General features: G+C 49.3%; 15 protein-coding genes and 1 pseudogene. 13 read left to right on the top strand and 3 right to left on the bottom strand.

The window, feature by feature from the left end; all coding sequences use genetic code 11:
• Positions 1–26 precede the first annotated feature (26 nt).
• Both HP399_RS29450 and HP399_RS29445 read right to left on the bottom strand, forming a co-directional pair.
• A complete protein-coding gene (locus HP399_RS29450; RefSeq protein ID WP_173621116.1) occupies positions 27–1,145 on the bottom strand; it encodes a deoxyribonuclease IV in 1,119 nt (372 codons plus the stop codon).
• A 19-nt stretch (positions 1,146–1,164) separates the two neighbouring features.
• Positions 1,165–2,097: a DNA-3-methyladenine glycosylase 2 gene (locus tag HP399_RS29445; RefSeq protein ID WP_173621115.1), complete on the bottom strand. Its 933-nt coding sequence runs from the start codon at positions 2,095–2,097 to the stop codon at positions 1,165–1,167.
• A gap of 172 nt (positions 2,098–2,269) precedes the next feature.
• Here HP399_RS29445 and HP399_RS29440 point away from each other — a divergent pair, with 172 nt between their 5' ends.
• From HP399_RS29440 to HP399_RS29420, 5 genes and pseudogenes are all read left to right on the top strand, one after another.
• On the top strand, positions 2,270–2,836 hold the full coding sequence (locus HP399_RS29440) for a bifunctional transcriptional activator/DNA repair enzyme AdaA (protein WP_173621114.1): 567 nt from the start codon (positions 2,270–2,272) through the stop codon (positions 2,834–2,836).
• Positions 2,837–2,942: 106 nt separating this feature from the next.
• Complete coding sequence (locus HP399_RS29435) at positions 2,943–3,164, top strand: hypothetical protein (protein ID WP_173621085.1); 222 nt, start codon at positions 2,943–2,945, stop codon at positions 3,162–3,164.
• Positions 3,161–4,267, top strand: coding sequence for a threonine aldolase family protein (locus HP399_RS29430; RefSeq protein ID WP_173621113.1), 1,107 nt, complete (start codon positions 3,161–3,163; stop codon positions 4,265–4,267). Before HP399_RS29435 ends, HP399_RS29430 begins: the two co-directional genes overlap by 4 nt.
• 91 nt (positions 4,268–4,358) lie before the next feature.
• On the top strand, positions 4,359–4,841 hold the full coding sequence (locus HP399_RS29425; RefSeq protein ID WP_173621112.1) for a GNAT family N-acetyltransferase: 483 nt from the start codon (positions 4,359–4,361) through the stop codon (positions 4,839–4,841).
• A gap of 4 nt (positions 4,842–4,845) precedes the next feature.
• Positions 4,846–4,944: pseudogene (locus tag HP399_RS29420) on the top strand (SMR family transporter); the annotation flags it as partial.
• A 93-nt stretch (positions 4,945–5,037) separates the two neighbouring features.
• On the opposite strand, the gene HP399_RS29415 reads toward HP399_RS29420, so the two are convergent.
• Positions 5,038–6,126 carry a helix-turn-helix transcriptional regulator gene (locus HP399_RS29415; RefSeq protein WP_173621111.1) on the bottom strand — a complete coding sequence of 363 codons (1,089 nt, stop codon included), beginning with the start codon at positions 6,124–6,126 and terminating at the stop codon, positions 5,038–5,040.
• 135 nt (positions 6,127–6,261) lie between these two features.
• Here HP399_RS29415 and HP399_RS29410 point away from each other — a divergent pair, with 135 nt between their 5' ends.
• The 8 genes from HP399_RS29410 to HP399_RS29375 all read left to right on the top strand — a co-directional run bounded on the left by HP399_RS29410 (position 6,262) and on the right by HP399_RS29375 (position 14,105).
• Positions 6,262–7,659 (top strand): MFS transporter, encoded by a 1,398-nt coding sequence (locus HP399_RS29410; RefSeq protein ID WP_173621109.1) that lies wholly within the window; start codon positions 6,262–6,264, stop codon positions 7,657–7,659.
• On the top strand, positions 7,656–8,744 hold the full coding sequence (locus tag HP399_RS29405; protein ID WP_173621108.1) for a saccharopine dehydrogenase family protein: 1,089 nt from the start codon (positions 7,656–7,658) through the stop codon (positions 8,742–8,744). The genes HP399_RS29410 and HP399_RS29405 overlap by 4 nt, the downstream gene beginning before the upstream one ends.
• Positions 8,745–8,779: 35 nt before the next feature.
• Positions 8,780–9,283 (top strand): DinB family protein, encoded by a 504-nt coding sequence (locus HP399_RS29400; RefSeq protein WP_173621107.1) that lies wholly within the window; start codon positions 8,780–8,782, stop codon positions 9,281–9,283.
• Between the two features lie 212 nt (positions 9,284–9,495).
• Positions 9,496–10,134: a nitroreductase family protein gene (locus tag HP399_RS29395; RefSeq protein ID WP_173621106.1), complete on the top strand. Its 639-nt coding sequence runs from the start codon at positions 9,496–9,498 to the stop codon at positions 10,132–10,134.
• A gap of 22 nt (positions 10,135–10,156) precedes the next feature.
• The gene (locus HP399_RS29390) at positions 10,157–11,104 is read left to right on the top strand and encodes a ring-cleaving dioxygenase (protein WP_173621105.1); all 948 of its coding nucleotides are present in this window, start codon (positions 10,157–10,159) and stop codon (positions 11,102–11,104) included.
• Positions 11,104–11,721, top strand: coding sequence for an alpha/beta hydrolase (locus HP399_RS29385; RefSeq protein ID WP_173621104.1), 618 nt, complete (start codon positions 11,104–11,106; stop codon positions 11,719–11,721). Before HP399_RS29390 ends, HP399_RS29385 begins: the two co-directional genes overlap by 1 nt.
• 297 nt (positions 11,722–12,018) lie before the next feature.
• Positions 12,019–12,699 (top strand): response regulator transcription factor, encoded by a 681-nt coding sequence (locus tag HP399_RS29380; protein ID WP_173621103.1) that lies wholly within the window; start codon positions 12,019–12,021, stop codon positions 12,697–12,699.
• Entirely contained in the window at positions 12,696–14,105 is a 1,410-nt protein-coding gene (locus HP399_RS29375; protein ID WP_173621102.1) for a sensor histidine kinase, read from the top strand. Before HP399_RS29380 ends, HP399_RS29375 begins: the two co-directional genes overlap by 4 nt.
• The last annotated feature ends 4 nt before the right edge of the window (positions 14,106–14,109 follow it).

Genomic DNA, 14,109 nt, shown 5'->3' with positions numbered 1-14,109 from the left:
GTCAGCCTACATGAAGTGCTTTTACATTACGAGAATTTCGGAATCGCGAAGTAGGCACTCAAGCGATGGTTGATCTGCTCTTCGGTAAGCTCAGGGAACAATCTCGCTTCCTTCACCATATCGTACAGACGCTCCATCGGCTCGCGGCCATCGGCTTTCTTTGCCTTCGCGTCGTTTTTGAGCAGCTCCCAAATTCCAATCACATACTCGCGTCTGGTAATATCTTGTTTACGGAAAAAGAAATCGAGTCGCTCTACATGGTCCATGAATTCGTTGCCGAAGCGCTTGTCCACTTCCCCACGCAGGAGGGCAATTTCTGCTTCGTACATCGGACGCTCGTTGCCTTTATCTTTGCTGATCCAAGGTGTCTCCAGTACAAGCGGCAGGTGGCGGATTTTCTCGTGGTTCACGATGTAGTTCATCGCATCAAAGCCGATGAGTCCCGCACCGATTGGCGCGTGGCGGTCTTTGCCTGCCCCACGGAAGTTTTTGCTGTCATTCAAGTGAACGACGGCGAGACGATCCAAGCCGATTGTCCGGTCAAACTGTTCCAAGACGCCATCGAAGTCGTTGACGATATCATAGCCAGCGTCGTGAATGTGGCAAGTATCCATGCAGACGGTCAGCCTGCTGTTGTCTTCTACTTTCTCGATGATGGACGCGATTTCCTCAAAGCTACGACCGATTTCCGTTCCTTTGCCCGCCATAGTCTCCAGCGCGATTTTCACATCGGTGTCTTTGATGCCTGTCAGAACTTCATTCAAGCCTTCTGCGATTCGGGCAATGCCGTACTCCGCATCCTTGTCGGTGTATGCGCCAGGGTGCAGCACGATATTTTTGACGCCAATGTAGTCGGTCCGGCGAATCTCTTCTTGCAGAAAGCGGACAGCGAGCTCATAAGTATCGTCCTTGTAAGAGCCCAAGTTAATAATGTACGGGGCATGTACGACAATTTCATCCACGCCCTGCTTCGCCATTACTTCTTTGCCTTCCGTAATGTACTGGTCTTCAATCGGCTTGCGGCGGGTGTTTTGCGGTGCACCCGTGTAGATCATAAAGGTACTTGAGCCGTACGTGGCTGCTTCTTCGGCGGCATTCAGCAGTCCTTTACCAGAGAATGATACGTGCGAACCTATTTTTAGCATAGGATAGAACCTCCTTTGATTAATAAAGAAAACGCCATAAATAAAAAGTAGCGTACGACTCCCAATTCGTCCAAGCCTTGGACAGCTCTCGTATTTCTGCTTTTGTCGGCTTTTTTTCTTTGCCTAGTAAAAATTTGATCGCATTGTGCAGGCCGACATCGTCAATGGGAAAAGCAGAGGGTATTCGCAGACAGCGCATGAGCACATAGTTGGCCGTCCACGGTCCAATCCCGCGGATGCTGGTCAATCGTTTCTCCGCGGTTTGATAATCTCCTCCGTCCCATAATAGCTCTTTCGATAGTTTCCCTTCAACGATGAGTTGTGCAACGTCAATCAAATACTCGCATTTCTTTGTCGTCATGTGCAATCCATCCAGATCAGCGACGGTCAAGCCGGCGATTTTTTCCGCTGTGGGAAAAAGCCAATACGTCTCACCTTCGAACTCTACCCGTCTTCCAAATGTCTCTACCAACCGCCGTTTAAGCGTGTACGCATAGGTCAGGTTAATTTGTTGTCCAATAATTCCCCAACTGAGCGCTTCAAACAGGTCGGGAATGCCCATGGTCCGCAGCCCGTAAAACTTTTCAACGGCCTGCTGTAGAAGAGCATCCCCTGCGGCAAGCTCATAAAACGGAACCAGGTCTCGATCGAGATCGAACCAATCGCGGACATAGCGTGCTACCTCTATCCGGACTTTTTCAGTGGGAAGCGAAGGGCTGAGAAAACGCACAGTCAATCCTTGATCGTTATCAGCGTGAATTTCGACCACTTGTGGATCTTGTTCCATCGGGATGGCTTTGTAGAGGTGCCCGTTTTGAATGTGAAACATGCATTCGTTGGATGCTCTGGACAAGTATTGAAGATTTTGCGTAAAACTGAATTCCGTAGGTACGGACAAGATTATTTCTTCTCTATTATCGACCCAAGCCGAGTGGGATAGACCGCTTGCCATGCGAAAACCTCCTGTCTGACTTCCTCCTAGTTTTATAACAAGAAAAGCTATCCTGTCATTTCGTTATCTTGCTATTTTAATCTTCTAGCAGTACGGATCACGTAGCGTGGGGGTATACTGTCGGTAAGAGCAAGCGATTCGAAAACGGCTATGGCAAAGGAGATGACATGTCTTGGAGGAACGGGTAACCGATGAGCGATGGCAGGCCATTATTCATAACGATGCGTCTTACGATGATCAATTTTTTTATGCGGTAAAAACGACGAAGATCTTTTGTAGACCGTCGTGCAAGTCGAAGTCACCGAAGAGGGAGAATGTGCGAGTTTTCCAAAATGCAAGCCAAGCCCTGCGGGAAGAATTTCGTCCATGTAAACGTTGCAAGCCCACGGGAGAGAGGTTGCCTGATCGTGAGTGGGTATCACAAATTACACAGTACATTGATTCTCATTATAACGAAAAGCTGACGTTGGAGCATTTGGCTGATATGTGCCATGGTAGTCCGTTTCATTTGCAGCGGACGTTTAAGCGACTCATGGATATGACGCCCGTGGAGTACATCCAGAAAAAGCGGATAGAAAGGGCACGAGAGCTGCTGGCTCATTCGAACAACCAGATCGCGGATGTTGCACAATTGGTAGGAATGCCGAATACGCCCTATTTTATCACGTTGTTTAAAAAAATGACGGGCAAGACGCCGAGTGAATATCGTCATCTGTACGTCAAACAACAAACGACATAAGCTTCTTGTGAAATGTGATATCTTTAGAAGTAAGAAGCATCTGCATCCGAGAATAACCACCACTTCCATAAGAGTTTTTTTGAAAACCGGACTGAGGGGTTAAGGGGTGAGCAAGGGAGCATTTTCATTAGACAGACTCGGACGCATGTATGACAGGCTGAGTGGCTATGTCGAGCGCGGAGAACTGCCAGGACTGGTCACACTGGTTTATCGTAAAGGAGAGGTGCATGTCGATGCGATTGGCAGGGACGGTGCTTTCCTTGATTTCTGGACCACTGCCTATCAAGCGATTGAAGATGACAAAGGAAAAGGAGCCCTGCCAAGATGAACGATACAAAAAGCTTGCGAGAAGTATTTAAAAAGACCACTTATCAAATCGCCGGACACAGCAAGATAGACATCCATCAATTGCAGCAGGTCCTGTCCAGAGTGGATGGGAATGTGGAGGGTGATATGTATGGGTCAGGCGAACTCATCGAGAATTTTCAACACAAGATGGCCGAATATTTGGGCAAAGAATCTGCCGTATTCTTTCCCAGCGGTACGATGGCCCAACAAATCGCGTTACGCATCTGGTGCGATGAGAAGGGAATCAAAAAGGTCGCCTATCATCCGCTCTGCCACTTGGAGATTCACGAGGAAGATGGGCTCAAGGAGCTGCATCAGATCGAGGCTGTCTTGCTGGCGGATAAAGACAGAGTGATTGAACTGGATGATGTGCTCGGCATGGACGACGATATCGCGTGCCTTTTGCTGGAATTGCCACAACGTGAGATTGGCGGACAGCTGCCTGCGTATGAGGATTTGGAAGCGATCTCCCGCTATTGTCGGGAAAAAGGAATTCGGCTGCATCTAGATGGTGCCCGGCTTTTGGAAATCCTGCCGTATTACCAGAAGACAGCCGATGAGGTATGCGCATTATTCGATAGCGTGTACGTTTCCTTTTACAAAGGGATAGGCGGCATTGCCGGAGCGATCCTGGCTGGGGATGAAGACTTTACGAAGCAATCGAAGGTATGGAAAAGACGCCATGGCGGGGACCTGATTAGTTTGTACCCGTATATTGTCACGGCAGAATACCATTTTGAGCTGAGAAAACATAAATTCAGTCAATATTACGAGCATGCAAAAGAACTGGCGGGATTCTACAACAAATGCCAGGGGATATCCACGAGACCGGCCGTGCCTGTATCCAACATGTTTCATGTGCACGCAGATTTGCCGAAAGAAGAGCTCGAGCGTATCCTGGTCTCACTCAGTGAAGAGACAGGGATTGGCTTCACGCATTATGTCAGACAGGACGACGAGTCTTCTAGCTCCTTTGAGGTAAGCATTGGTGATCGGTATGCGATGATCCCGAAGGAAGAGCTCGGGTCAGCATTCGAAAAGCTGAATCAAAAAATAGGGGAGCAGAAATCAAAAGCCGAGTAAATGAATCCATTTCGGGGCGGTGGCAGTCTGGTGCTTACCGATTCATACCGGGCTGCCGCGAATTTTTCCGTAAGAAGAGAAAGGAACTAATATGTTCATTATCAGACCGTACGAAAAAAGCGACTCCCCTTCGATCATGGCTTACGATTTGCCGCAAGAACAAGCGATCTACACGTCTATGCCAGTCGATGTGATCGAAGCATCTCAAAACAATCCTGGTTATAAGCTCTATGTGGTTTTCGACCAAGGCCATCTGATCGGCTGTTTTGCCTTATTCACACCAGACACAGGCAATCCCTACACACCAAATGATCAGGCGATTATTTTCAAATCATTTTCGATCGATTCCCGCTATCAAAAGAAAGGCTATGCTTTGCGAGTATTCCATGGCTTGGCTAACATCGCGAGAGAGCATTACCCGGAGCGAGATGAAATCGTGTTGACGGTTCATCATACGAATACGCCGGCGATCCAACTGTATAAAAAGGCGGGGCTTGTCGATCAAGGATGTAGATTTGCGGGCGAGTATGGCGAGGAGCTGATTTTTCATCTTGATTTGACAGTATCTACATAAATGGTTGCAAGTAGTAGCTTTTATTTGCTCTCGACCGCTCGCTGTACAGACGCTCCCGGTCGGAACAGCTTATGCGGTATGGACAGGCATTGGCTCAGCAGGAAGCGAATTCTGTTCATTTCAGGGATTGTCATCAGTAGCGAAAAGCCCCTTTCTAGCAGCGTGTGCTGTAAGAAGGGGGCTTTTCGCTAGGTTTTCACTGATTCGCCTGTACGCCAAATCGGGTAAACAATTGCCAGATCAGCTCTCGTCTGCTGGACACCCCGGTTTTTACGAAGATGGATTTCAAATGATCCTGAACCGTATAAGCGGAGATGTGCAGTGTACGTGCGAGCACCTTCGTGGAAGCGCCGCGGACAATCTGGTCGAGTATTTGCTTCTCCCGTACAGACAGTCCATACGCTTCGGCGATGAGCGGTAGCATGTCAGCAGGTTTTGCGGGACCGAACAAGACAGCCAAGTGGACCGTGCTGCTTTGGCTGTTCATGGGGCTTGCCTGAATCGTCATGTAAGGGCCATCTGGCATGCGAATGCAGACTTTTGCCATGGATGTCGTGTGACCTGCTTCTGCCAGCTGAGAGAGTGCCCGCGAACAAACCGCTCGCACTGGTCGGGGCAAGGTATCGCGATCAATCGACTCCCATTGACGCAGCAGGCTCAGCCATTTTTCCGCTATGGGATTGGCAGCGAGCAAGGTGAACTGATCCGACAGCATCAATATTCCCATCTCTTCTTCCATCCACGTATTCTCCTCAGCGGGTAAGGACAGACTCGTCTTTCGCAACTGATAAGCAATTAGCGGCGCCAAAGCCAAAATACATTCACGTTCTTGCTCAGAAAAAAAGGGAAGCCCCTGCGAACGAAACAACGTTAAATAGCCCCAGCATGCACCGTCGTACTTGAGGGCAGCACGCATTTCATCATGAAAGCCGGCGGGGAGCAGAACATTACGATAGCGATCACTGCGTTCAAGCTGGCCCCCGGTCGCTTGGCTCAGCGTAGCAACAGGCACAGCCGCTTTGCACAGAGCATCATACCGGTTGAAGTCCTCGCGCAAGTATTCATGCTCAAATATGCCAGGATGAATGGCTTCTACCCCTTCTTCCGTAATGGCTCCGGTGGACAAAAGTGTTTGCGGATCAACGGCGGTACAGCAGGCCCCGTCAAAAGGGACGAACTCACGCAATAGCTGCAAGAGCGCTGTCCGATAGTCTTGTGAGGAGTGAGAAAAGCGTTCAGCCAGTGCCATCACTATTCGTTTGTTCGCTTCCCGATTTGTGCTCATCTGCATTCTCCTGTACGTCTATTGGCAAAAGGAAAATCCCATCTTTGTGGGATGGTGCTCTCCTCGTTCCTCTCTATAATTGAGAATAATTCTTAGTTTAAATTTACAAGATACGCGAGGAGTTGGAAAGACCATATGAGCCAGCGGCAGCGCTTTTTCATGATGATCGCGATTTGTCTGGGTGCATTCTTGTCTCATTTTACGGCGGGGATTGTCAATGTCTCGCTCCCTCAGTTCACATACATTTTCCAGACGGAGCTGGCGGTCGCACAATGGATTACAACGGGTTATTTGCTTGTCATTGCGTCTCTTCTTCCTTTCATGGGCAAGCTGGGAGATCGATACGGGCATCGTGTGCTGCACAATTACGGCTTCCTGCTGTTCACGGTAAGCTCTGTCTTGGTGGCATTCTCGTCGACGATTACGATGCTGTTGGCGCTTCGAATCGTGCAAGCCATCGGAGCAGCTATGTTCCAGGCTACCAATATCGCGCTCATTGCGATTTTGCTCCCAAAAGAAATGCGGGGGAGGGCACTGGGGATCATGAGTACAGCTGTTGCGCTTGGCGGCATGACCGGGCCGATTGCAGGTGGGATGATCGCGTCGTGGTTGAGCTGGGAGTGGTTGTTTCTGATTCATGTTCCTGTCGCCATCTTGGCTACGGGGCTGGCTTTTCGTTACATTCCTTCCCATGAGCAGACGAAGAAGGCCAGTTCACTTGATCTCGTTGGGGCAGGTCTGTTCATGTTACTGGTCAGCTCAGTCATTATCGCGATCTCCAATGGAAACGGGTGGGGCTGGGCTTCAGAAGGGATGCTCATTCTTTTTGGGGGTGTACTCGTCTTGGTATGGGCGTTTGTCTGGTGGGAGCGGCGACAGTCAGTGCCGTTTTTGCCCGTGGCGGTCTTTCGCCTATCGGTTGTGCCCAGTGGACTGTTCATTAGCTTCACTTCGTTTGTGCTCGCTAATCTCGTACTGGTTGTCCTGCCGTTCTACTTGCTTGATCAAGCGCAGGTTTCCCCTTTGACGGCAGGGTATATGATGACTGCTTATCCATTGCTGCTGGCGCTGACGGGTCCTTTTAGTGGCTGGGCTTCAGACAGCTATCGTGCACGACCACTCATTTTTGCAGGTCTCGGTGCGATGGGGGCAGGGATGACCGTCTTGGCGATTTGGCTAGAGGCATTATCTACGGTAGAAATCATCGCGGTACTGGCTTTGGTAGGGGCAGGTATGGGGCTGATTGCTTCGCCCAACAACAGCTACATCATGCGCCACGTCCCGATGGAGCATGCAGGCGCAATCGGAGGCATGATCGCCTTGACGCGCAATGCAGGGATGGTGGTCGGCGCAGCGTTGGGACTGGGCATGATGAACGGCGAATCGAGTCAAGCTGTGCAGCCGACAATCGATGCGTATCGTGCGGTTTTTGAAGCAGGAGGGTTGATTTGCCTGAGCGGATTGTTGGTCTGGTGGTATGCGGGACGTCTGGAGCGGCAGAAAAAGAGAGGCACAGAGGTGGAGCAGGCATGAGCAAGGATCGAATTGTGGTAGTCGGAGGGTACGGTCATGTAGGGGCAACCATATGCAAGAATTTGGGTGACGCATATCCGGGACGGGTGTATGCAGCCGGACGCAGCTGGGAGAAGGCTGAAGCATTTTGCCGAGAAGCAGATGGGAAGGTGCTGCCGCTGCAACTCGATATTCACAAGCCGTTAGACCAAAGCATGCTGGAAAAAGTAAAGCTGGTGGTCATGTGTCTGGATCAGACGAATACGGCTTTTGTGGAAGGGGGTGTGCGGAATGGAACACATTATCTCGATATTTCGGCGAATGGCCATTTTTTGACGCAAATCGAACAATGGGGGAGCCAAACTGAAAATAAGAACATAGGAACCGCCGTGCTCAGTGTAGGACTGGCACCAGGTCTGACCAACCTGCTCGCGTGGGAAGCTCATCGCTTGCTGGATCAGGTGAGTGAGCTGGACATATTCATTATGCTTGGTCTCGGTGATCGACACGGGAAGGCCGCGATTGAATGGACTGTCGATAACTTGTGCACGAGCTACGAGGTGATGAATAAGCATCAACGTGTGACCGTAGAGAGCATGACAGAGGGCAAGCTTGTTGATTTTGGGCCGGAGCTGGGGAAAAAGCACGCATATCGATTCCCGTTTTCCGATCAGCAGACATTGGCACGCACCTTGGATGTCCCTACAGTATCTACCCGACTTTGTTTTGATCTGGATGCGATGACGAGAATAGTAGCAGGCATGAGGAGCATAGGAATTTGCCGATTACTCCATCAACCATCAGTACGGGAAGCCGTGATTGAAGCGTTTGGGCGTTGGAAAATGGGGGAGGATCGGTTTGCCATCAAGATAGAAGCACGGGGAAAACGGGCAACGAACGAGGCGACAGTAGAGTGTCTGCTTTACGGGCGCGATCAGTCCAACATGACCGCAATGGTGGCGGCTGCCGTAGCAAAATCGCTATATGAAGAAGTATTTCCTCCAGGAGTCCACCACATGGAACAACTGTTTTCAATAGAAAAAATGAGATTTTGGCTAGAGCAGGAAGCATCACTGACCATATTTGTCAGGGAAGCCGGTCTATGATAGAGCTATCGACGAACCAAAGAGGGGGCTTTATCATGACACACTATGCCAAAAACATGTACGACTTTCACGCGTGGGCGAATCAAACGTTAATGAATCGCTTGAAGGAACTTCCGGAAGGTGCTTACGAGCAGGAGGTCCAAAGCGTTTTTCCGACCGTGGCAAAAGTGATGGAGCATATTTATATGGTGGATCAAAGCTGGCTTCTCATATTGCAGGGGATGGATATGCAAGCGGCCATGAATGAGACATGGCAGCAAGAGAAGAAAATTACGGGAAAAAGCTTGGAGGAAGTAGAGCAGTTGTATGTCGAACTGGTCGAGCAATTCAGAGCTTTTCTCAGCCAAGAAGAAGACTTGGAGCGGCGCATTGTCCTTGATAATCCGTACACGAGAGTACGCGATACGAGCTTGGCAGAAATCATCATGCAAGTGGTCAATCACGGAACGTATCATCGTGGGAATATAACAGCGATGCTGCGCCAAATGGGGTATCCTTCTGTCATGACCGAGTATGCTCTTTACTGGTACGCCAACTGACAAGAGCCTTAGGCTGGAAGAGATTTCATTCTTCTGGCCTTGGGCTGTTGACAAGGGAGAATTTTAGTCCTATAATTATCTTAAATTCAAGATATTTATTTTTGTAACATCGTCATCCTACTTCCCCAAGCAGGAACATTTTTAAACGCTATTATCTTTAATTTAAGATATTCAAAAATGATTGAGATAGAAAAAATCGAGGAGGAAGTCCCATGAGTGAATTCACTACCCTTGTAAAAAACAGAAGATCCGCAAACAAGTTTCTAACGGACGTAACGATAACACCTGCCGAGATCGATGAAATCATGTCGCTGGTCAAATTCGCGCCATCTGCATTCAATTTGCAGCATGCCCATTATGTAGTTGTCACCGATCCAGAAGCAATAGAGCGTGTATATGAAGCGGCATATAGACAATATAAGGTGAAAACCGCTTCGGCAGTGGTGCTTGTATTTGGAGACAAGGAAGCGTACCAAAGCGTAGAGCGCATCAATGAAGGTCTTCTTCATTTAGGGATCATGGATCAACGCGAGTACGACCACAATAATTCTTCTGTCAGAGCAATGTACGAGGGTGGAGGAGAGCAATTCAAGCGTGATGAAGCGCTTCGCAATGCAAATTTGTCCGCAATGCTGTTCATGCTCGCTGCAAAGGATAAAGGCTGGGATACGTGCCCGATGATCGGATTCGATCCAGTAGCTGTCCAAGAGATAGCAAAGGTTCCGGACAGCTTTGTGCCAGCTCTGATGATCACGATTGGAAAAGAAGATACATCCAGCCAGCGAGTCAGAGGGTACCGCAAGCCCGTTGGAGAGTTCGTGAGCTACAACACATTCCAAGCAAGTAAATAATAATTAGAGGAGGCTATTCAAAATGACACAGCAAACAGCAGGGATTCACCATATCACGGCTTTTGTTACAAGCGCCCAAAATAACGTTGATTTTTATGCAGGGTTTCTCGGATTGCGCATGGTGAAAAAAACGATCAACTTCGATGCGCCAGATGTATATCATCTGTACTTCGGGAATGAGGTCGGCAGTCCAGGTACCGCGATCACCTTTTTCCCGTGGGAATCTGGTCGCCGCGGACGCGTGGGCGGTGGGCAGGTGGGCTATACCACTTTCTTGATTCCAGTGGGGGCGTTTTCCTTCTGGGAGGATCGACTGAAAAAGTTCGGAATCGAGTACCGTCGCGTGGAGCGTTTTAACGAAACGTATCTGCAATTTACGGACAAAGACGGCTTACAGCTGGAGATTGTGGAACGTGAAGGCGGTCCAGCGAGCAAATGGTCCTTTGGCGGAGTGCCAGCTGACAAGGCGATCAAAGGCTTCGGTGGAGCGATCTTGTACAGCATGGCTCCAGCCCACACCATGGATGTTCTCGAGAGACTGATGGGACTGACTAGAGTTGGCGAAGAAAACGGCCTTGTCCGGTTCCAGGCTAACGGCGATTTGGGCAATGTCATTGACGTGAATGCCGAGCCGATACCAAGAGGAGAAGGTGGCGCAGGTACGATCCACCATATCGCATGGCGTGCCTTAGATGATCAGGATCACCAACTGTGGCAGCAGCGCGCGGCTCAATCCGGTCTCCATCCGACGGATATTATCGACCGTCAATATTTCAACGCCATCTACTTCCGCGAGCCGGGCGAGATTTTGTTTGAGATTGCGACCGATCCTCCAGGCTTTGAAAGAGATGAGCCATTTGACACATTGGGTGAAAAACTGATGCTCCCCGAGTGGTATGAGCCACGTCGTGCCCAGATAGAGCAAGGCCTGCCGCCGATTACAGTCAGAGTGTTGGAGGAAGATAAATAATGAATTTGAAGCACATTTTTCGAAAAGGAACCGATTCAGAAGCACCAACACTGTTGCTGCTTCATGGAACAGGTGGAGATGAAAACGACCTCTTGCCACTGGCCAATCGCATTTATCCAGGCGCTTCTGTTCTGAGTGTCCGTGGGAATGTTCTCGAAAACAGCATGCCGCGATTTTTCCGACGTTTAGCTGAGGGTGTTTTTGACGAAGAGGATTTGGTCTACCGCACGCAGGAGCTGCATGAGTTTTTGGATCAGGCGGCGGATACGTATCAGATCGAGCGAGACAATATCGTGGCAGTCGGCTATTCGAACGGGGCAAATATCGCAGGTAGTCTCCTGTTCCATTACCCGAATCCGCTAAAAGGGGCGATTCTTTACCACCCAATGGTTCCACGCCGTGGGATCGCTCTGCCTGATATGTCAGCTATTCCGGTGTTCATCGGAGCGGGTACGAATGATCCAATTTGTACTGCACAAGAGACGGAGGAGCTGAACCGACTACTGACAGGAGCAGGTGCTGACGTGACTGTGCATTGGGATTCATATGGTCATCAGCTGACGGTGAAGGAAGTAGAAGCTTCGGCCGCGTGGTTTACAGAGATGTTTCGTAAATAATTGTTGAGTAACAAGAAGTAACAAGAGCGGCGGGCCTAGGTGTCTGCCGCTTTTTTTTGTGCGCAAACGGCTGTTTTTCCGGGAAAAGAGCATGCTTTCCGCAGATTTAATCAAATGTGTAAGAGTCTTCAAGGGCCAGCAGTATTCGTTCATCTCTTGTTCATATTGCTTCTTTACTATTGATCCGCGTAGATAGGTGCAAGGCATTGACGATTTGCAGGATGGTAGACAAGTGAGTATCATTCAAAATAATGAAGCAGGATAACCAGAGGGCGGAGTAACAAGGGGGCAAGCTTGATGAAACTGACGATTCTGATTGCAGATGACGATCCACACGTACGTGAGCTATTGCGATTTTACTTAGCAAAAGAGGGATACAACGTCTTGGTTTGTGTGGATGGAAATGAGGCTTCGCAGCTGTTGGAACAGGAGTCTGTCCAGCTCGCCATCGTGGATGTGATGATGCCAGGTAAAAACGGCTGGGAGCTGTGCCGGGAGATACGGGAGTTTTACGACCTCCCTGTTATTATGCTAACGGCAAAGGGAGAGGTGCGGGATAAAGAAAAAGGTTTTTTGGCGGGGACGGATGATTATTTGACCAAGCCATTTGAGCCTACCGAATTGCTGTACCGCATCAAGGCCTTGCTGCGTCGCTATCAGATGGTCAGCAAACAAATCATCGTCATGAACGATACCGTCATCGATCGTATCAGCCATGTCGTGAAGGTGAAAGAAGAGTTGATTCATTTACCGTTAAAGGAATTTGAACTGCTTGCCCAGCTTGCCAGTTTTCCTGATCGGATTTTTACCCGAGATCAACTATTGGAGCTCGTGTGGGGCGGCGACACCGAGAGCGATAGTCGTACCATCGATGTGCATATTAAGCGGCTGCGAGAGAAATTTACAGAGAAAACAAATGACTTTGTCATTTCTACCGTTCGCGGCTTAGGCTACAAGCTGGAGGTACGAGGCGTGTGAAAACTCTTTACGTCCGGGTAGTTCTTACCTTCGTCGCAATTGTACTGATCAGCGGCACACTTGGATTTTTGTTGGCAAATGAGTATTATCAACGAAATCTGCGCGCTTATAATGAACAAAAAATCACGAGCATCGGACAGCAAATTATCGATTTGTACGAGCATAAATCGTCGCTCGACCTGCCCTCCTTCATGACCCATGTCGCCAATTTGAATTTTCAAATGCATCTCGTGGATGAGAATGGCGCAGTAAGCCAATTCGGAGCACCTTTTCGCGATCAGCAGATAGAGCCTGCCATTGTTCAAAAAGTGTTGGCGGGTGAGACTTACAGAGGGATTACAGAAGAACAGCACGGCTTGTTTGTGACCGGATTTTTTGAAAATACGTTGACAAACAGCATTGGCTTGCCGCTTACAGCAGAAGGGAAAAAATACGCCCTGTTTGTACGGCCAAATATTGAGCAGCAGTTTGGCGAGGTGCATATTATGTTTGCCTTGCTACTGGCAGCGATGTTTGTACTTAGCCTGATCCTGATCCTGATATTTACCCGTTATTTGGTGAAGCCGATCGAGAAGCTGAGCCATGCGACCAAAAAGCTGGCAGAAGGCCAGTACGACATCCACCTGGACATTGCTCGCCGGGACGAAATCGGCGATTTGGCCATGCATTTTGCCAGGATGACAGAGTCACTCAAACAACTGGACGAGATGCGCCAAGAGTTTGTCTCCAATGTCTCTCATGAAATCCAGTCTCCATTGACATCGATCCAAGGCTTTTCTCAAGCCATCCGCAGCGGTGGTGTGACAAACGAACAGCGGGAGACGTACTTGACTATCATCGAAGAAGAGAGCAGGCGGCTGTCTTCCTTGAGCAAGCAGTTGTTGACGCTCGCTTCCCTGGACAAAGAGACAGGTCTGTACGAACCGACACGTTTCCGACTAGATGAGCAGATCAGGCAAGTCCTCTTAGTTTTGCAGCATCAGTGGCAACAAAAAAAGCTCGCGATGGAGCTGACTTTACCGGAGACCTTCATCGTGGGTGACAAACAACTGCTCAATCAAGTATGGATGAACCTGCTTGCCAATAGTATCAAATTCACCCCAACGGCTGGCTCTATTTCCATTGCGATACAGAAGGATACGCGAATTGTCGTGACCATTCGGGATACGGGGATCGGCATGTCAGAAGAAGAGCAGGAGCATGTCTTTGACCGTTTTTACAAAGGAGACAAGTCACGCAATCGAGAAGCGACGGGAAGCGGTCTCGGTCTTTCTATCGTGCAAAAAATTTTGCAGGTTGCAAAAGGCAGCATACATATTCAAAGCCGTATAGGCGAAGGGACAACGGCTACGGTCAGCCTACCGACGGGTGAGCATCCTACTGCGAGAACGACAATCGAATCATAACGAA

It is taken from the genome of Brevibacillus sp. DP1.3A (assembly GCF_013284245.2).
Taxonomy (GTDB): Bacteria; Bacillota; Bacilli; order Brevibacillales; family Brevibacillaceae; genus Brevibacillus.
This window is presented reverse-complemented; position numbering and strand designations above follow the sequence as displayed.